Raw genomic sequence first — 16,290 nt, forward strand, 5'->3', positions numbered from 1 at the left:
AGGAGATCATCGCCGACCGGCGCGCTGCCGGCCTCGCTCCGCCCAAGCCCGGATCCTCGCAGTAGACCACACTGCGGTCCTCACCGGATGCTGACCCCGAAAACCTCCGCACCCCCGCTCAGATTATCCTGCGGTGCCCGGCACCGGCGTGTTGAGCAACTGCTGCTCCCACAGGTACGCGATGCCGCTGCCGGCGGCATGGTGCTTGAGCACGTCCGTCAGCTCTGCGGCGTGATCGGTCCGGGCCCAGTCCCGCTGCCATTCCGACGCCAGCGCCAGCCAGGTCATCATGTTCGCGCCGGCCCCGATCATGCGCTGGATGGCGACCTCGTGGGCCTCGACCGAAGTCCCTCCCGAGGCGTCGGTGATGACCGTCACATCCCAGCCTTCGCCGAGAGCGTGGATCACCGGCATCGCGACGCAGATCTCGGTCCACAGGCCGGCGATGATCAGCTGCTTGCGGCCTGTCGCCTTGACCGCATCCACCACCTTTCGATCCTCCCAGGTGTTGATGAACGTCCGGTCGATCACCTCCTGACCGGGGAACACATCGGTGATTTGCGGGAAGATGAGGCCGCCCCGATCAGCGATCACGCTGGTCAGGATGGTGGGGACACCGAAGGCCTTGGCGGCCTTCGCCAGAGCCGTCGAATTGTTGACCACCGCCTGCGGATCGTGGCTGTTCAGGTTCGTGAGCTGGTAGGGCTGGTGGTCGATCAGAACGAGTACCGAGTCCTCGGGACGAAGGAGCGACGCAAGGCCGTTACGAAAGGTCATCGTTGCATCCTTTGCTGCCGCCCATCAGCGGCATTGGTTTTGCGGGAGACATGCGCCAGGGGCGACATTGCCTGGGGCCTGTATTGCCGCTTCCGTTCGAGATGCAGTAGCACCCTTTCATGTGAAGCTGTGTCGCGGAAAGGGGAACGCCAAATGGACATCGAAGAGCTGCGGACCTTCGTGGAAGTGGCTGATGCCGGGGGAGTTTCGCCTGCTGCGCTCCGGCTCGAGGCGGAACTGGGTGTCCAGCTTCTTGCACGGACCACCCGGGGCACCGCTCTCACGGAAGCAGGGGCCACGTTCCGGGACTATGCCGCCCGAGTCTGCGCCGAGATCGACGTGGCCAGGGAAACGATCCTGCCCGCCGGCGACCTTCGCGGCCGCTTGCGGGTTGCCGTGCCGCTTTCCTTCGGCCCGACCCACTTCGCTCCCATCCTCGCGGAAATGGCGCGCCGCCACCCCCGGCTCCAGATCCACACCTGCTACAGCGACCGCTTCGTCGATCTCATCGCAGAGGGTTATGATTGTGCGATCCGGGTCGGCTACCTTCAGGACTCCAACCTGATCGCAAGACGCGTCGGACCGATCTACGGGAAGCTCGTCGCGAGCCCGGACTACATCGAGGCGCACGGGTCGCCCGAGACGCCGGAGGAACTCGCCGCTCACGAGGCTCTCATGCAGGGCACCGAAAGCTGGCAGCTCATGGATGGCGACAGGATCATCACGGTTCGTCCGCAGGGGCGCTTCAAGGCCGACAACGGCATGGCTCTGGTTGCCGCCGCAACAGCAGGACTCGGGATCGCGTACCTGCCCGATTGCCTCACCCATGACCATGTGGCCTCCGGCGCGCTCGTGCCGGTCATGACACGTCATCCACCGCCTCCGGCCGGTGCATATGTCGTCCGCCCGCCAGGTCAGCATCCCGCACGGAAGATACGGGTCCTCACCGAACTGCTGATCGAGTATTGCGAACCGGCTCCGCCCCGGTGAGGGGGCTCGAGACGGGGCCCGGCTGCCTTCAGGCCTTCGACAGCTCCGGCAGCGCCGCGCGGATGCGGGCGATGTGCTCCGGCCCGATGCCGCAGCAGCCGCCGACCAGCGAGGCGCCGAGCCCGACCCAGCGCCGGATCCAGCCGAGATAGCTGTCGGGGTCGAGGTCGGCCCGCAGCTCCGACAGACCGTCATTGGCGGCGGCGTCCTCCGGCTGCGGCGGGAAGGCGTTGGCATAGACGCCGATCCGGGCCGGGGCCGCGCCGATCACCCGCGCGGCAGCCGCGACGGCGTCGCCCATCGCCTCGGGCTGGCTGCAGTTGAACAGCACCGCCTCGGCGCCGAGGTCGAGCGCCGCCCGCACCGCGTCCTCGACCGGCTCGCCCGAGCGCAGCCGCGGCGCGCCGGGCTCGGGCCGCTCATCCTCGATGGTGAAGGAGATCCACAGCGGCTTGCCGTGCCCGGCCACGGCCGCGGCGGCCGCGGCGACCTCGCGGATCGAGCTCTGGGTCTCGGCCAGCCAGAGGTCGACATGCGGGGCCAGCCCCTCGACCAGGACCCGGGCCAGCTCCGGCGCGCGCTCCGGCTCGAACAGGTCCGGCCGGTACGAGCCGAACAGCGGCGGCAGCGATCCCGCCACCCGCACCGGGGCGGCGGCCGAGGCCGCGGCCTGGCGCGCCAGCCGGCCGGACAGATCGGCCAGTTCCAGCCCCCGTGCAGCAAAACGCTCTTCGCCGATGTGGAAGGGTACCAGCGCATAGCTGTTGGTGGTGATCACCTGCGCCCCGGCGGCGATGAAGGCCTCGTGTGCCGCCCGCACCGTCTCCGGCGCCTCCAGCAGCGCCAGCGCCGACCATTCCGGCTGCCGGAACGGCGCCCCCATCCGGGCGAGTTGCCGTCCCATGCCGCCATCCAGCAGCGTCACGTCGAGTCCTGACATGTCGAATCCTTCCGCGCCGGCCCGGAGCCGAGGGCCTTGCCATATCGTCGGACTTATATTACTGCGATGGAAATTCGGTCAAATGGCATCAACAACAGATGTGCCATGTTCTTTGCCCGGGCACGCACAGCCGGGCGTCGAGACGCCGAACTCCCCACAATCCCAGGACCCCTGATGCCGCGCTTCGGACAGATCTTTTCGGCCGCCCTCGCCGCCGCCCTGCTGTGGGGCGGCGCCGCCCACGCCCAATCGACGATCAGGATCGGCCTCGACGCCGAATCCTACCCGCCCTTCTTCTCGAAGGCGCCGGACGGCAAATGGGTGGGTTGGGAGATCGACCTGCTGGGCGCGGTCTGCCGCCAGCTCGGCGCCGACTGCCCGATCACCGAGATCGCCTGGGACGGGCTGATCCCGTCGCTGCAGCAGAACCGCATCGACCTGATCTGGTCGTCGATGACGATCACCGGCGAGCGACGCCAGGTCATCGACTTCACCGCGCCCTATCACGGCAGCGAGACCCTGTTCATCGGCCCGAAGGAGGATGCGACGAAGGTGGATTGCGCCCAGCCGGACAGCTTCTCCGGCAAGGTGATCGGGGTCCAGGCCGGGACCAACCATTCCGCCTTCGTCGAGGCGCGCTTCACCGGCAAGGCCGAGATCAAGACCTACGACAAGCTCGACAACGCCCTGGCCGATCTGACGGCCGGCCGGGTCGACTATGTCCAGGAGAGCAAGGGCACGCTCGGCCATTTCCTCGCTTCCGCCGAGGGCGCGGATTTCGAGGTGAAGTCGATCTGCCCGGCCGATCCGGTGCTGGGCGAGGGTGTCGGCGGCGGCCTGCGCAAGGGCGACGACGCCCTGCGCGAGACCGTCTCCGGCGCCATCCGCGCTGTGGTGCAGAGCGGGGAGTGGGACGCGATCACCGCCAAGTATCCGGGCTTGTCGGAGGCCATCACCAAGCCGCAGTGAGGCTCTCGTGACCGCCGACCCGTCGCTGCTGTCGCTCCTGTCCTTCGGGGACGGGGGCTACGGCGGGCAGCTGCTCGATGCCTTCGTCCTGACCGTCGAGATCTCGGCCTGCTCCTATGCGCTGGCGCTGCTGTTCGGGCTCGCCGGCGCCAGGCTGAAGCTGGCGCGCGGCCGGGTGCCGCGCCTGCTCGGCGGGCTCTACACGGCGACGATCCGGGCGCTGCCGGAGCTGCTGCTGCTGCTGATCGCCTTCTTCGCCGGGACCGCGCTGCTGGCCTCGGCGCTGCAGGCGCTCGGCTTCGCCGGCGATGCGGTCGAGCTCGACCCCTTCGTGGTGGCGGTGACGGCGCTCGGCTTCATCCAGGGCGCCTATATGACCGAGGCGCTGCGCGCCGGCTTCCAGGCGGTGCCGCCGGGGCAGGTCGAGGCGGCGCGCGCCCTCGGCATGGGGCGCCGGCTGGTGCTGCGGCGCGTCAGCCTGCCCCTGGCGCTGCGCCACGCTCTGCCGGCGATGGGCAACATCTGGCTCAACGCGACCAAGGATTCCGCGCTGGTCAGCGTGCTCGGCGCCTTCGCCGACATCCTGAAGGCCAGCAGCCTGGCCGCGGCGGCGACCAAGCACTACCTGTTCTTCTACACCGTCGCCGCCGGCGCCTTCCTGCTGCTCAGCCTCGTTTCCCTGCTGCTCCTGGACGTGCTGGAGCGCCGGGCCAGCCGCGGGCTGCGGAAGCCGGCATGATCTCGCTGCCCTTCCTGCTCGACCAGGTGATGCCGGCGCTGGTCGCGGCGATCCCGGTGACGCTGGCGCTGTTCGGCCTCAGCGCCGCCGCCAGCCTGCTGCTCGGCATCCCGCTCGGCCTGGCGATGGCCTGGGGGCCGAAGCCGCTGCGCTGGGCGGTGCGCAGCTATTCGCTGGTGATCCGCGGCACGCCGCTGCTGGTGCAGATCTACATCCTCTACTACGGCTTCGGCCATCTGGTGCCGGCCGGCTGGATGCGGCAGGGCTGGGCGGCGCCCTATCTGCGCGACGCCTTCTGGTACGCCCTGGTCGCCCTGTCGCTGAACGAGACCGCCTATGTCGCCGAGCTGTTCCGCGGCGCCATCCGCGGCGTGCCGGAGGGCGAGGTCGAGGCCGCCCGCGCCTTCGGCATGACGCGCGGCCAAGCGTTCCGCCGGATCGTGCTGCCGCGGGCGGTCGGGCTGTGCCTGCCGGCCCTGGCGAACGAGGCGGTGCTGCTGCTGAAATCCACCGTCCTGGCCTCGACCATCACCGTCTTCGATGTGCTGGGCACCGCCAACACCATCCGGAGCCGGAGCTTCCGCGTCTACGAGCCGCTGATCGGCGCGGCGCTGATCTACATCGTCCTGGTCGGGCTGCTGACCCTGGCCTGCGGCTGGGTCGAGCGGCGGCTGAACCCGCAGCTGCGCCCCGCGCCGCCCGGGCGGCACGACGGCTCTGGCGGCCGGAGGACGGCCTATCGCGGCAGGCCGGCCATCCCGAGGCCCGACGGCGGCTCCGCCTGAACCAGGCCCATGCCCATGGCCAGCCACACCAGATGGGCGTCGGTGCGGGCGCCGAGCTTCGCCTTGATCTGGTAGTGGTAGTTGCGGACCGTCTTCAGGCTGAGATGCAGCAGGGTCGCGATCTCCTCGTCCGACCAGCCCGAGGCGACGAGGCGGAGGATCTCGGTCTCGCGCGGGCTGAGCTCGTCCAGCGGAGAGCTCGGGCGGGACAGGCGCTCGGCGGCGATCTCCCGGGCCACGTCGTCGCTCATGGCCCGGCCGCCCCGGGCCACGACCGCGACCGAGTTGACCAGCTCGGCGGCGTCGCTGCCCTTGGTGACGTAGCCGGCGGCGCCGGCCTCGAAGGCCTTCAGGGCGAAGCCGGCGCCGCCGTGCATGGTGAAGATCAGGATGCGCGCGTCGCGGTCCCATTGCCGGATGTGCCGCAGCGCCTCGATCCCGCCGACGCCGGGAAGCGACAGGTCCATGACCACGACGTCGGGCCTGGACTTTTGGTAGGCCTGATAGGCGGAGGCGGCGTCATGCGCCTCCGCCACCACCCGGTAGCCCGGCGTGCGCTCCAGCAGCCGCCGGTAGCCCTCCCGGACGATGGGATGGTCGTCGACCAGCAGGATGGTCAGCTCGGTCACGCCGGAGCCGCCGCGGCCGGTCCGGCCGGCAGCAGGGGGATCAGGGCGGCGACGCGCACGCCCCACCGCGCCTGGCTGATCGACAGGCTGCCGCCCAGCGCCGTGACCCGTTCGCGGATGCCGAGAATGCCGTAGCCCGGGGCCCAGTTCAGCCGGGACAGGGTGCCGCCGCCGTCGTCCTCGACGCTGACCGCCACGGCGTCGCGGCCCTCCGCGTCGACCCGCTGCACCTGCAGGCGGACGTCGCGCGGCTTGCCGTGGCGGGCGGCGTTGGTCAGGCATTCCTGGGCGATGCGATAGATGCTCAGGCTGGTCGCCTCGGGCAGCCCGGCGAGGCTGCCGACGATGTCGAGATGGAAGGCCGCCTGCCGGTCCTTCTGGGCGTTCCACCCGGCGACGAGCTGGGCCAGGCTGGCCTCCAGGCCGAGCTCCTCGACCTCCTGCGACCGCAGCCGCGCCAGGGCGCCGCGCAGCGTCGCGGCCATCCGCCTGCTGGTGTCGCGGATCGAGCGCGCGTCCTTGGCGAGGTCGGGGCGGTCCGCCGCCTCCAGCTCGATCACCGTGGCCAGGGCACCGACCGCCGCGAGGCACTGGCCGAACTCGTCATGCAGGTCCCGGGCCAGCGCCCGGCGCTCCTCCTCCTGCACCTGGAACAGGCGGTTGGTCAGCGCCACGCGCTGCGCCGTGGTCTCGGCCAGGCGGGCGGTCAGGTCGTTCACCGCGCGGGAGATCTGGTCGAACTCCGCCGTGCGAGTGCGGGGCAGGCGGTAGCTGTAGTCGCCGCGCCCGAGCCGCTGCAGGCCGGCGACGATGGTCCGGGCCGGCATCAGCGAATGGCCGATGCACAGGGCGGCGAGGACACCGATACCCGCGGCCAGCAGCGCCGCGACGCTGAGTACGACATCGATCTGGTGCCAGGCCTGGCGGATCGCGGCGCCCCGATCCGGTTCGGCGGTGACCACGCCGGCCAGGGGCTGCCGCGCGGACAGCGGCCGCTCGGTCCGGGCATAGGGGCCGAAGAGCTGGTCGTAGACGGCCCGGAACCAGGACGGCGCCGGATCGCCGATCGTCTCCAGCTGGCTGCACAGACGCCGCGGCGCCTCGCTGCCGGGGGCGAAGGTGACGCAGACGCCGGGCGAGATGACCTTCATCGTCGCCAGCGTCTCCCAGTCCGGGACCGGCACCAGATGCTCGCGGCGCATCCCGCCGCGCCACAGCAGCTCGCGCCAGTACAGCGTCTCGAGAGTGCCGGCGACCCGCTCGGCGGAGGCCGCCGCCTCGGTCTCGATGGCGCGGTGCGTGTCGACCAGCACCCAGCCGACGGCGCAGGCCAGGCAGAGCAGGACGACCGCGGCAAGGCGCAAGACGAGATGAACGAAAAGGTTCATGGGCCGCCCCTGCACGAAGGGATCTTGCCGATACTGGTCGCCCGCGCCCCGGCCTGGCAAGCGCGGAGGCCGGCTACGGCGCAGCTCGGGCATATTGCCCAACGCCACTCGGGACCGGTGCCCAGGCCTTCCCCTCCGCTCCGCCGATAGGCTCCGAGCCATCGTCGACGATTTGCCGGAGCCTTCGCATGAGCGAGCGCAGAGTCGAACTGGCCGGACGCGATCCGCTGCTGCCCTGGCTGATCTTCACCGGCGTGAGCCTCTTCGCCTTCGTCCTCTTGTGGTATTTCGGCCTGATCGGCCGGATGGTGGCCAGCGACCCGACCCACATCTCGCTGACCATCGCGCTGCTCTATATCGCCAGCAGCCTGCACTGCCTGTGGCGTGTCCTCGCGATCTCGCGGGAGGGCGATGCGGCCCTGAAGGCGGGGCAGGCCGTGGTCGGGAACGGCCGCCGGGTCCTGGCCGAGGGGAAGGACGCCCTGCCGCCCGGCCTGGTCTCGATCCATATCCGAGACCTCGTCACCAAGGCCGCGCTGCAGGGCGCCGAGCGGCTCGACCAGACGCTGCTGCTGCGGGTCCTCGCCAGCCGGCTGCGCGGATCGAACGCCTTCGGCGCCTTCGCCAGCGACACGCTGATGAAGCTGGGCCTGCTGGGCACGATCATCGGCTTCATCATGATGCTGGCGCCGATCGCCGGGCTGGACACCGAGAACCGCGAGGCGGTGCGGTCGTCGATGTCGCTGATGAGCGACGGCATGGCGGTCGCCATGTACACCACGCTGGTCGGGCTGGCGGGATCGGTCCTGCTCAAGATCCAGTACGCGCTGCTGGACAGCGCCACGGCCAGGATCTTCGCCTTCGCGGTCGACCTCACCGAGGTCCATGTCGTCTCGGCGCTGGAAGCCCGGGCGCCCGCCGAATGATCGACGATTTCGACCTGCTGCCGCGCGACGAGGCCTTCGACCCGTTCAGCGTGGTGCTGTTCAAGGCGCTGCAGATCCTGGCCTTCCTGTTCTTCGTCGCGCTGCTGATCGCAGCACCGGAGGCGAAGGAGGGGAAGGTCGACAGCAAGGCCGAGTTCCTGATCAGCCTGGACTGGCCGGACAACCATCCCGACGATTTCGACATCTTCGTCCAGGACCCGCTCGGCAACATCGTCTGGTTCCGCCGGCGCGAGGCCGGCTTCATGCTGCTGGACCGCGACGACCGCGGCGGCGTCAACGACTTCGTGCTGGTGAACGGGCGGAAGGTGCCGACGGCCACCCGGCAGGAGCTGGTCAGCATCCGCGGCATCGTCGCCGGCGAATACACGGTCAACGTCTACCACTTCGCGGCGCTGACCGGGCAGGCGGTGCCGGTGACGGTGACCGTCCAGAAGCTCAACCCGTCGGTGACGATCGTCGCCAAGGAGACGGTCGATCTCGACCAGGGCGGGCAGGAGAGGACAGCGGTGCGCTTCACCCTGGATGCGACGGGCGCGGTGGCGGAGACCAGCCACACCCAGCGGTCGATCCTGCAGACCTTCCACAACAGCTGGAAGAACGGCCGATGACCTCGCTGCAGACCGGCGTTCTCGGCCTGTCCCTGGCCTATGTGCTGCTGAGCGTGCTGCTGCTCGCGGTGCTGATCTGGCTGCCGGTCCGGCGGCTGGTCAAGATCGCCGCGATCCTGGCCGCCAGCGCCTTCTATGTCGTCGTGTTCTTCGCCACCCAGGGGCTGCTCGGCTGGTCGGCGCCGGTGGCGGTGCCGGACCGGTTCCAGCTGCTGTGGACCCGTGTGCTGGAGCCGAATCCCGCGCATGGCGAGCCCGGCGCCATCCATCTCTGGCTGGAGGAACTGGACGACGCCAACCTGCCGAGCGGCGTGCCCAGGGCCTATCTGCTGCCCTATTCGCGGGAGCTGGCCGGCCGGGTGTCCGCGGCGCAGGCGGAGATCGAGAAGGGCAACCCGCAGGGCGGCCGGTCGCAGTTCTTCGGCAACCCGCCGCCCAATGCCGGGGTGATCGGCCCGGTCAACGCCGGGGCGCCGCCGGGCGGCGACCCCTCCGGCGGCGGGCTGCTCGACCCGGAGTTCCTCGGCGGGCAGTCGAAATCGGTCGAGCTGGCGCCCCTGCCCAAGCCGGTGCTGCCGCGGAAGGATCTGCCCTGAGAGGGCTCACGCCGGCCATTCGACCCGCCGGCCGTTCAGGCCGGCCACTCGACGATATGGTATTCGTACTCGTCCTCCTCGACCTCGGTCTCGGAGATCACCTTGCCGCGCACGCTGATGCCGGCGATGTGCACCGTTTCCGGGTCGCCGGAGACCAGCGGGTGCCACCAGTACAGGTCGTGGCCCTCGGACAGCAGGCGGTAGGCGCAGGTCGAGGGCATCCAGCCGAGATGGTCGACGTTCTTCGGCGTCAGCTGCACGCAGTCCGGCACGTAGCGCCGGCGGGTCGGGTAATGCGTGCAGCGGCAGCTGTGGGTGTCCAAGAGCTTGCAGGCGATGTCGGTGTAGTCGACATTGGGCGTGTCCGGCGGCTCGTCGGCGTCGCGCAGCTTGTGCAGGCAGCAGCGGCCGCAGCCGTCGCACAGCGACTCCCACTCCTTGCGGGTCATCTGGTCAAGGCGCTTGCGGCGCCAGAAGGGTTTGCTTTCGGTCGCCATCAGGCGGTCACGGGCGGGCCAGCGGCGGCAGCGGCGCCGGGTGCAGCGCCTCGAAGGCGCGGGCGGCGCGCAGCACCAGCGCGTCCTGGAACATCGGGCCGACGATCTGCAGGCCGATCGGCAGGCCTGATGCGGTCAAGCCGCAGGGCACGCTGGCTGCCGGCTGCTGCGTCAGGTTGAAGGGATAGCTGAAGGGCGTCCAATTGGCCCAGGTCGAACCGTCCGGCGCCTCCGGCAGGTTCTGCCCGGCGGCGAAGGCGGGGATCGGCAGCGACGGCATCAGCAGCAGGTCCCAGTCCTGGTGGAACCGGTTCATCGCCACGCCCAGCCGGCCGCGGGCCAGCGTCGCCTTGGTGTAGTCGAGCAGCGGGATCGCCGCGCCCTCGGCCGCTACGGCGCGGAGGCCGGGGTCGATCAGCGCGTGCTTCTCCTCGGGGATCGAGGACAGCAGGGTCGCGGCGCCGACGAACCAGTGGGCGCGGAAGATAGGGCCGGTGCCGGGCAGGTCCAGCGTCACCGTCTCCACTCGGGCGCCGAGCCCGGCGAAGACCTCGGCCGCCCGGGCGACCGAGGCCGCCACCTCCGGATCGACCGGCGCGTTATCGAGTGTCGGGGCGTAGGCGATGCGCAGGCCGCGGACGCCGTCCTCCAGCCCGTCGGTGAAATCGGTGACCGGGAAGGGCAGGGCGGTCCAGTCGCGCGGGTCGGGCCGGGACAGCACCGACAGCATCAGCGCCGCGTCGCGCACGGTGCGGGTCATCGGCCCGATATGGGCGACCGTGCCGAAGGGGCTCAGCGGATAGGCCGGCACCCGGCCGAAACTGGGCTTCAGCCCGAAGATGCCGGTGAAGCCGGCGGGGATGCGGATCGACCCGCCGCCGTCGGTGCCGATGTTCAGCGCCGCCATGCCGGAAGCCGCCGCCACCGCCGCGCCGCCGGAGGAGCCGCCGGGCGTCTTCGTCGGGTCCCAGGGGTTGCGAGTGATGCCGGTCAGCGCCGAATCGGTGACGCCCTTCCAGCCGAATTCCGGCGTGGTAGTGCGGCCGACCAGCACCGCCCCGGCCTCGCGCAGCCGCGCCACCGACGGGGCGTCCTGGTCCCAGGGGCCTGCCGGGTCGACCGTCTTCGACCCGCGCAGCGTCGGCCACCCGCGGGCCAGGACCAGGTCTTTCACCGAGGTCGGCACGCCGTCGATCGGGCTCAGCGGCCGGCCCTCGCGCCAGCGCGCTTCGGATTGCCGCGCCGAGGCCAGCGCCTCCTCGCCATGGACGCCGCAGAAGGCGTTGAGCTGCGGGTTCAGCCGCTCGATCCGGTCGAGGCTGGCCTGCGCCGCCTCGACCGGGGACAGGTCGCGGGCGGCATAGAGGCTCGACAGCTCGGCTGCCGACAACAGGGCCGGATCGGTCACGCGGGGTCTCCCGGGTCGCTGTGGGGTGGCGCAAGGGTGCCGTGCCCATCATCACCGCCCCGGCGGCCTAATCAAGAGGCGCATGCTTCCGCCGCGGGCGTTGCCGCGCTATGGCTTGACGGCAGGATTCGAGGAGAGGCCCGTGACCGCTGCGTCGATCGCCGTGATGACCGAGACCGCGATGGTGGTGCGCTTCGGCGAGACCATCGATGGCGCGATCGCCGACGCCATCCATGCCCTGACCGTGTCGCTGGAGAGCGACCCGTTCCCCGGCTTCGTCGAGGCCTCGCCCGGCTTCGCCACGCTGGCGGTGTTCTTCGATCCCGACGCCGTGCCGCGCGACCGCGACGAGCCGCCGGCCGCCACGGTGCAGCGGCTCCTGGAGGCGCGGCTGTCCGGCCTCGATCCCACGACACTGGGGGAGCCCCGGCTGGTCGAGATCCCGGTCGCCTATGGTGGCTCCTTCGGCCCGGACCTGGCCGAGCTGGCGCAGCATCACGGCCTGACCGAGGAGGAGGTGATCGCCCTCCACTCCGGCGGCGAATACCGGGTGCACATGATCGGCTTCAGCCCCGGCTTTCCGTTCCTCGGCGGGCTGGCCGAGCGGCTGGCGACGCCGCGCCGGGCCTCGCCGCGGCTGAAGATCCCGGCCGGCTCGGTCGCGATCGGCGGGCCGCAGACCGGGATCTACCCGGTCGAATCCCCGGGCGGCTGGAACCTGATCGGCCGCACGCCGCTGGCCCTGTTCCTGCCGGGCGAGGACCCGCCCTGCCTGCTGCAGGCGGGCGACCGCATCCGCTTCCGCCCGATCGCGGCGGCGGAGTTCGAGGCCCTGGCCGGAGGCGCCAAGTGACCGTTGCCGTTCTCGAACCCGGCCTGCTGTCGACGGTGCAGGATCTCGGCCGCTTCGGCCATCGCCGGCACGGCGTGGTGGTCGGCGGGGCGATGGACCGGCGCTCGCACGCCGTGGCCAACATCCTGGTCGGCAACGACCCCGGCGCCGCCACGCTGGAGATGACGCTGATGGGTGCTGTGCTGCGCTTCGAGGCCGAGGCGCTGGTCGCGCTGGCCGGCGGCGGCATGCGCGGGACGGTGGGCGGCGAGGCCGTGCCGGTCCGCCGGCCGGTGCTGGTGCCGGCGGGGGCGGAGCTGCGCTTCACCCCGACCAATATCGGCTGCCGCAGCTATCTCGCGGTCGCCGGCGGCATCGCCGTGCCGCCGGTGCTGGGCAGCCGCTCGACCTATCTCCGGGCCGGGCTCGGCGGGCTCGAGGGTCGGGCGCTGCAGGCGGGCGACCGGCTGCCGGCCGGCGCGCCGACGGCGCTGGGCGAACGCCTGGTCCGGCTGCTGGCGGCGGAGCGCGGCGACCGGCCCTTCGCCACCACCGCCTGGTCCGCCGCCGCCGATCTCGACCCGTCGCTGCGGCGGTCGCCGCATGTCCGGGTGCTGCCCGGGCTGCAGGCGACCGCCTTCGACCGCGACAGCCTGGCCGCCTTCCATGGCGAGCGCTTCACCGTCAGCCCGCGCTCCGACCGCATGGGCTACCGGCTGGACGGGCCGGTGCTCAGCCTGTCGTATCCCCGCGACCTGCTGTCGGAGGCGGTGACCACCGGCACGGTCCAGGTGCCGCCCGAGGGCAAGCCGATCGTGCTGATGGCCGATGCCCAGAGCACCGGCGGCTATCCGCGCATCGCCCAGGTGATCGAGGCCGACCTGCCGCTGCTGGGCCAGCTGCGCCCGGGCGACGTGCTGCGCTTCGTGCCGGTCGGGCTGGCCGAGGCCGAGGAACGGCGCCGGCAGGCCGGGCTGGACCTGCGCCGCCTGGCCGCCGGGGTGGCGGTCCACGCCGGGATCTGAATTTCGAGGGACGAGATGCGCGCGAAGCTCCGCGACACCGAGATCTGGTTCGACATCGACGGCGCCGGGCTGGTGCCGGAGGGCGGCGCGATGCGCGAGCGGCCGACCGGCTTCCTGATCCATGGCGGCCCGGGCTCGGACCACAGCGGCTTCAAGCCGAGCATGAGCCCGCTGGCCCGGCACATGCAGCTGGTCTATTTCGACCATCGCGGCCAGGGCCGCTCCGCCCGCGGTGACCCGGCGCGCTACACGCTGGACGAGAATGTCGAGGACATGGAGGCGCTGCGCCGCCATCTCGGCCTCGGGCCGATCGCCAGCATCGGCACCAGCTATGGCGGCATGGTCGCGATGGCGCATGCCGCGCGCTACCCGGAGGCGGTGTCGCATCTGGTGCTGATCGTCACCGCCGCCCATGCCGGCTTCATCCCGCGGGCGCAGCAGATCCTGCGCGAGCGCGGCACGGCGGAGCAGGTCGCGGCCGGGGAGGTCCTGTGGGCCGGCGGCTTCCGCTCCGAGGCGGATCTCGAGGCCTATTACGAGGCGATGGGCCCGCTCTATTCCCGCCGCTACGACCCTGCGGCGGCCGCGGCGACGCGGGGGCGGGCGATCCATTCGCCGGATGCGATCAACCGCGCCTTCGGCCCCGACGGCTTCCTGCGCCGGCTCGACCTGCGGCCGGAGCTGGCGCGGATCACCGCCCCGACCCTGATCCTGGCCGGCCGGCACGACTGGATCTGCCCGCCGGAGTTCTCCGAGGAGATCCACCGCCTGATCCCGGGCTCGACATTGCGGATCTTCGAGGACAGCAGCCACTCGATCCGGGTCGACGAGCCGGAGGCGCTGCGGGCGGCGATCACCGGGTTCGTCGGGACGTAGGTCGGGTTCGCTACGGGCGAACCCGACACGGTGCTGCGTCGACATGTCGGGTTCGCATCCGCGAACCCAACCTACGATTCAGCAAAGAATCTGCGTGGTTGATCCGCATTCCACATGATGGCACGCCTTCCGCCAACGGAAGGAAGGACGATTCGATGCGCCATCACATCCTCATCGGCCTGGTCGCCGCCGCGCTGTGGAGCGGCGCGGCCGGGGCGGAGACCATCCTGTCCCGCGGCAATGGCGGCCAGCCGGAGACGCTGGACGTGCACAAATCCGTCGGCATTCCGGAATCCTGGATCGAGCTCGACCTGTTCGAGGGGCTGCTGGCGCCGGGGCCGAAGGGCGAGCTGGTGCCCGGCGCGGCTGAGAGCTGGACCGTCTCCGACGACGGCAGGACCTACACCTTCACGCTGCGCGCCGACGGCAAATGGTCGGACGGCAGCCCGGTGACGGCGCAGGACTTCGTCTATTCCTGGCGCCGGCTAGTCGACCCGAAGACCGCGGCGCCCTATGCCTATTTCCTCGACCGCATCGTCGGGGCGAAGGAGGTGCGGCTGGGGCAGAAGCCGCCCGAGGATCTCGGCGTCCGCGCGGTCGACGACCGGACCTTCGAGGTCAGCCTGGTCGGCCCGACCTCCTATTTCCTGTCGATGCTGGTCAACAACTCGACCTTCCCGGTGAGCCGGGCGAACGTCGAAAAATTCGGCGACGCCTTCGCCCGGCCGGGCAACCTGGTGTCGAACGGCGCCTATGTGCTGGCCGAGGACGTGCCGCAGTCGCACATGACGCTGCGGAAGAACCCGCAGTTCCACGACGCGGCGAATGTGACGATCGACGCGGTGCGCTATGTCGTGACCGAGGATGTCGACAGCGAGCTGTCGCGCTTCCAGGCGGGCGAGCTGGACGTCACCACCGAGGTGCCGAGCCAGCAGGTGCCGGCGCTGAAGCAGAGCCATCCCGACGAGCTGCACATCGCGCCCTATCTCGGCATCTACTTCTACGCCATCAACCTGAACCACGAGCCGTGGAAGGGCAGCCCGGCGCTGCGCCGCGCCCTGTCGCTGGCGGTCGACCGCGACGTCATCATCGGCAAGGTGGCGCAGGGCAACCAGACCCCGGCCTACAGCTTCGTGCCGCCGGGGACCGAGGGCTTCCCGGCCTGGCAGCCGGAAGAGGCGGGCTGGACCCAGGCGCGGCGCGACCAGGAGGCGAAGGCCCTCCTGGCCCAGGCCGGCTATGGTCCGGACCAGCCGCTGCAGGTGAAGATCACCTACAACACCTCGGAAAACCACAAGAAGATCGCCGTCGCCGTCGCCGCGATGTGGAAGCAGAAGCTCGGCGTCGAGACCACGCTGGAGAACCTGGAATGGTCGACCTACCTGACCCAGCACCACCGGAAGGAGTTCCAGGACTTCGCCCGTACCGGCTGGATCGGGCAGTACAACGACGCGAACTTCTTCCTGGAGCTGCAGCGCAGCGGCATCGGCGAGCTCAGCACCTCGGACTATTCCAACCCGGCCTATGACGCGCTGCTGGACCAGGCCTCGGCCGAGACGGATGCAGGAAAGCGGGCGGCGATCCTGCAGCAGGCGGAGCGGCTGATGATCGCCGACACGCCGGTGATCCCGCTGTTCTTCTACACCAGCCGGCACCTGGTCTCGCCGGCGGTGAAGGGATGGGCCGACAACCTGCGCGACCAGCACCCGACCCGCTGGCTGTCGGTCGAGCGCTAGGCGCCGCGGGGAAGGCAGGGCGGCGTCCGGAGCGGTTGACACGGGCCCGCTCCGCCGGGTCATCTGCGGGCCATGAATTCGGCCCGCCGCACCCTGCCGCACCTGCTGCACCGCGCCCACAACGCCTATCTCAGGCTGCGCAAGCCGCTGACCCTCGGCGCCCGCATGGTGGTGCGGGACGGGGAGGGGCGCTTCCTGCTGGTGCATCACACCTACCGCTCCGGCTGGTACTTCCCCGGGGGCGGCGTCAAGAAATGGGAGAGCTTCGAGGCCTGCGCCGTGCGCGAGGCACGCGAGGAGGCGGCGGTCGAGGTCGAATCGGGCGCCAAGCTGTTCTCGGTCTACGCCCATTTCGACCAGCTGCGCTGCGATCACGTCGCGGTGTTCCTGGCCGACCGCTGGCGCCCCTCCGGCGGCCGCCTGTCCTACGAGATCGCCGAGGCCCGTTTCTTCCCGGCCAACGACCTGCCGCGCGACATCCAGCCCGCGACCCATCGCCGGATCCAGGAGGTCCTCGGCCAACGCAGCATCGACCCCGTCTGGTGACC

The 16,290-nt window shown here is 70.9% G+C and carries 18 protein-coding genes; 12 read left to right on the plus strand and 6 right to left on the minus strand.

Features of this window, described 5'->3' with window-relative positions; translation table 11 throughout:
* Positions 1 to 123: 123 nt before the first annotated feature.
* Positions 124 to 777 carry a hydrolase gene (locus tag ACFW16_RS27420; RefSeq protein ID WP_380311108.1) on the minus strand — a complete coding sequence of 218 codons (654 nt, stop codon included), beginning with the start codon at positions 775 to 777 and terminating at the stop codon, positions 124 to 126.
* 153 nt (positions 778 to 930) lie between these two features.
* Between ACFW16_RS27420 and ACFW16_RS27425 the strand changes: the two genes are divergently transcribed.
* Positions 931 to 1,767 carry a LysR substrate-binding domain-containing protein gene (locus tag ACFW16_RS27425; protein ID WP_380311110.1) on the plus strand — a complete coding sequence of 279 codons (837 nt, stop codon included), beginning with the start codon at positions 931 to 933 and terminating at the stop codon, positions 1,765 to 1,767.
* Positions 1,768 to 1,795: 28 nt separating this feature from the next.
* On the opposite strand, the gene ACFW16_RS27430 is transcribed toward ACFW16_RS27425, so the two are convergent.
* Positions 1,796 to 2,707 carry a homocysteine S-methyltransferase family protein gene (locus ACFW16_RS27430; protein ID WP_380311112.1) on the minus strand — a complete coding sequence of 304 codons (912 nt, stop codon included), beginning with the start codon at positions 2,705 to 2,707 and terminating at the stop codon, positions 1,796 to 1,798.
* A gap of 174 nt (positions 2,708 to 2,881) precedes the next feature.
* Here ACFW16_RS27430 and ACFW16_RS27435 point away from each other — a divergent pair, with 174 nt between their 5' ends.
* From ACFW16_RS27435 to ACFW16_RS27445, 3 genes are read left to right on the plus strand one after another with little or no spacing between them, the layout of a single operon-like run.
* A complete protein-coding gene (locus tag ACFW16_RS27435) occupies positions 2,882 to 3,676 on the plus strand; it encodes a transporter substrate-binding domain-containing protein (protein WP_380311114.1) in 795 nt (264 codons plus the stop codon).
* A 7-nt stretch (positions 3,677 to 3,683) separates the two neighbouring features.
* Entirely contained in the window at positions 3,684 to 4,415 is a 732-nt protein-coding gene (locus tag ACFW16_RS27440) for an ABC transporter permease subunit (RefSeq protein WP_380311116.1), read from the plus strand.
* Complete coding sequence (locus tag ACFW16_RS27445; protein WP_380311118.1) at positions 4,412 to 5,200, plus strand: ABC transporter permease; 789 nt, start codon at positions 4,412 to 4,414, stop codon at positions 5,198 to 5,200. The genes ACFW16_RS27440 and ACFW16_RS27445 overlap by 4 nt, the downstream gene beginning before the upstream one ends.
* On the opposite strand, the gene ACFW16_RS27450 is transcribed toward ACFW16_RS27445, so the two are convergent.
* Positions 5,152 to 5,829: a response regulator gene (locus ACFW16_RS27450; RefSeq protein ID WP_380311120.1), complete on the minus strand. Its 678-nt coding sequence runs from the start codon at positions 5,827 to 5,829 to the stop codon at positions 5,152 to 5,154. The genes ACFW16_RS27445 and ACFW16_RS27450 overlap by 49 nt on opposite strands.
* Positions 5,826 to 7,217 carry a histidine kinase gene (locus tag ACFW16_RS27455; RefSeq protein ID WP_380311122.1) on the minus strand — a complete coding sequence of 464 codons (1,392 nt, stop codon included), beginning with the start codon at positions 7,215 to 7,217 and terminating at the stop codon, positions 5,826 to 5,828. Before ACFW16_RS27455 ends, ACFW16_RS27450 begins: the two co-directional genes overlap by 4 nt.
* A 188-nt stretch (positions 7,218 to 7,405) precedes the next feature.
* Between ACFW16_RS27455 and ACFW16_RS27460 the strand changes: the two genes are divergently transcribed.
* Genes ACFW16_RS27460 through ACFW16_RS27470 form a run of 3 tightly spaced genes read left to right on the plus strand, consistent with a single transcriptional unit; the run spans position 7,406 to position 9,368 of the window.
* Positions 7,406 to 8,143, plus strand: a complete 738-nt coding sequence (locus ACFW16_RS27460; RefSeq protein WP_380311124.1) for a MotA/TolQ/ExbB proton channel family protein — start codon at positions 7,406 to 7,408, stop codon at positions 8,141 to 8,143.
* Positions 8,140 to 8,772 carry a hypothetical protein gene (locus ACFW16_RS27465; protein WP_380311126.1) on the plus strand — a complete coding sequence of 211 codons (633 nt, stop codon included), beginning with the start codon at positions 8,140 to 8,142 and terminating at the stop codon, positions 8,770 to 8,772. Before ACFW16_RS27460 ends, ACFW16_RS27465 begins: the two co-directional genes overlap by 4 nt.
* A complete protein-coding gene (locus ACFW16_RS27470) occupies positions 8,769 to 9,368 on the plus strand; it encodes a hypothetical protein (protein WP_380311128.1) in 600 nt (199 codons plus the stop codon). Before ACFW16_RS27465 ends, ACFW16_RS27470 begins: the two co-directional genes overlap by 4 nt.
* 35 nt (positions 9,369 to 9,403) lie before the next feature.
* Here the strand turns inward: ACFW16_RS27470 and ACFW16_RS27475 are convergent, their stop codons facing one another.
* Positions 9,404 to 9,865 (minus strand): YcgN family cysteine cluster protein, encoded by a 462-nt coding sequence (locus ACFW16_RS27475; RefSeq protein WP_380311130.1) that lies wholly within the window; start codon positions 9,863 to 9,865, stop codon positions 9,404 to 9,406.
* 7 nt (positions 9,866 to 9,872) lie between these two features.
* Positions 9,873 to 11,273 carry an amidase gene (locus ACFW16_RS27480; protein ID WP_380311132.1) on the minus strand — a complete coding sequence of 467 codons (1,401 nt, stop codon included), beginning with the start codon at positions 11,271 to 11,273 and terminating at the stop codon, positions 9,873 to 9,875.
* A gap of 142 nt (positions 11,274 to 11,415) precedes the next feature.
* Here ACFW16_RS27480 and pxpB point away from each other — a divergent pair, with 142 nt between their 5' ends.
* The 5 genes from pxpB (at position 11,416) to ACFW16_RS27505 (ending at position 16,288) form a co-directional block, all read left to right on the plus strand.
* Positions 11,416 to 12,126 (plus strand): 5-oxoprolinase subunit PxpB, encoded by a 711-nt coding sequence (pxpB, locus tag ACFW16_RS27485; RefSeq protein WP_380311134.1) that lies wholly within the window; start codon positions 11,416 to 11,418, stop codon positions 12,124 to 12,126.
* Positions 12,123 to 13,130: a biotin-dependent carboxyltransferase family protein gene (locus ACFW16_RS27490; protein WP_380311136.1), complete on the plus strand. Its 1,008-nt coding sequence runs from the start codon at positions 12,123 to 12,125 to the stop codon at positions 13,128 to 13,130. The genes pxpB and ACFW16_RS27490 overlap by 4 nt, the downstream gene beginning before the upstream one ends.
* 15 nt (positions 13,131 to 13,145) lie before the next feature.
* Entirely contained in the window at positions 13,146 to 14,006 is an 861-nt protein-coding gene (locus tag ACFW16_RS27495) for an alpha/beta fold hydrolase (protein ID WP_380311138.1), read from the plus strand.
* A 155-nt stretch (positions 14,007 to 14,161) separates the two neighbouring features.
* Entirely contained in the window at positions 14,162 to 15,742 is a 1,581-nt protein-coding gene (locus ACFW16_RS27500) for a peptide ABC transporter substrate-binding protein (RefSeq protein ID WP_380311140.1), read from the plus strand.
* 72 nt (positions 15,743 to 15,814) lie between these two features.
* Entirely contained in the window at positions 15,815 to 16,288 is a 474-nt protein-coding gene (locus tag ACFW16_RS27505) for an NUDIX domain-containing protein (protein WP_380311142.1), read from the plus strand.
* The last annotated feature ends 2 nt before the right edge of the window (positions 16,289 to 16,290 follow it).

This window comes from Inquilinus sp. NPDC058860, assembly GCF_042743185.1.
In the GTDB taxonomy this organism is placed as follows: Bacteria; Pseudomonadota; Alphaproteobacteria; order DSM-16000; family Inquilinaceae; genus Inquilinus.

Excerpts from the sequence above, each read along its gene's own strand:
- ACFW16_RS27455 (WP_380311122.1), bottom strand. The coding sequence starts at position 7,217 with ATGAACCTTTTCGTTCATCTCGTCTTGCGCCTTGCCGCGGTCGTCCTG.
- ACFW16_RS27435 (WP_380311114.1), top strand. The coding sequence starts at position 2,882 with ATGCCGCGCTTCGGACAGATCTTTTCGGCCGCCCTCGCCGCCGCCCTG.
- ACFW16_RS27470 (WP_380311128.1), top strand. The coding sequence starts at position 8,769 with ATGACCTCGCTGCAGACCGGCGTTCTCGGCCTGTCCCTGGCCTATGTG.
- ACFW16_RS27500 (WP_380311140.1), top strand. The coding sequence starts at position 14,162 with ATGCGCCATCACATCCTCATCGGCCTGGTCGCCGCCGCGCTGTGGAGC.
- ACFW16_RS27475 (WP_380311130.1), bottom strand. The coding sequence starts at position 9,865 with ATGGCGACCGAAAGCAAACCCTTCTGGCGCCGCAAGCGCCTTGACCAG.
- ACFW16_RS27460 (WP_380311124.1), top strand. The coding sequence starts at position 7,406 with ATGAGCGAGCGCAGAGTCGAACTGGCCGGACGCGATCCGCTGCTGCCC.
- ACFW16_RS27445 (WP_380311118.1), top strand. The coding sequence starts at position 4,412 with ATGATCTCGCTGCCCTTCCTGCTCGACCAGGTGATGCCGGCGCTGGTC.
- ACFW16_RS27465 (WP_380311126.1), top strand. The coding sequence starts at position 8,140 with ATGATCGACGATTTCGACCTGCTGCCGCGCGACGAGGCCTTCGACCCG.
- ACFW16_RS27430 (WP_380311112.1), bottom strand. The coding sequence starts at position 2,707 with ATGTCAGGACTCGACGTGACGCTGCTGGATGGCGGCATGGGACGGCAA.
- ACFW16_RS27420 (WP_380311108.1), bottom strand. The coding sequence starts at position 777 with ATGACCTTTCGTAACGGCCTTGCGTCGCTCCTTCGTCCCGAGGACTCG.
- ACFW16_RS27495 (WP_380311138.1), top strand. The coding sequence starts at position 13,146 with ATGCGCGCGAAGCTCCGCGACACCGAGATCTGGTTCGACATCGACGGC.
- ACFW16_RS27505 (WP_380311142.1), top strand. The coding sequence starts at position 15,815 with ATGAATTCGGCCCGCCGCACCCTGCCGCACCTGCTGCACCGCGCCCAC.
- ACFW16_RS27425 (WP_380311110.1), top strand. The coding sequence starts at position 931 with ATGGACATCGAAGAGCTGCGGACCTTCGTGGAAGTGGCTGATGCCGGG.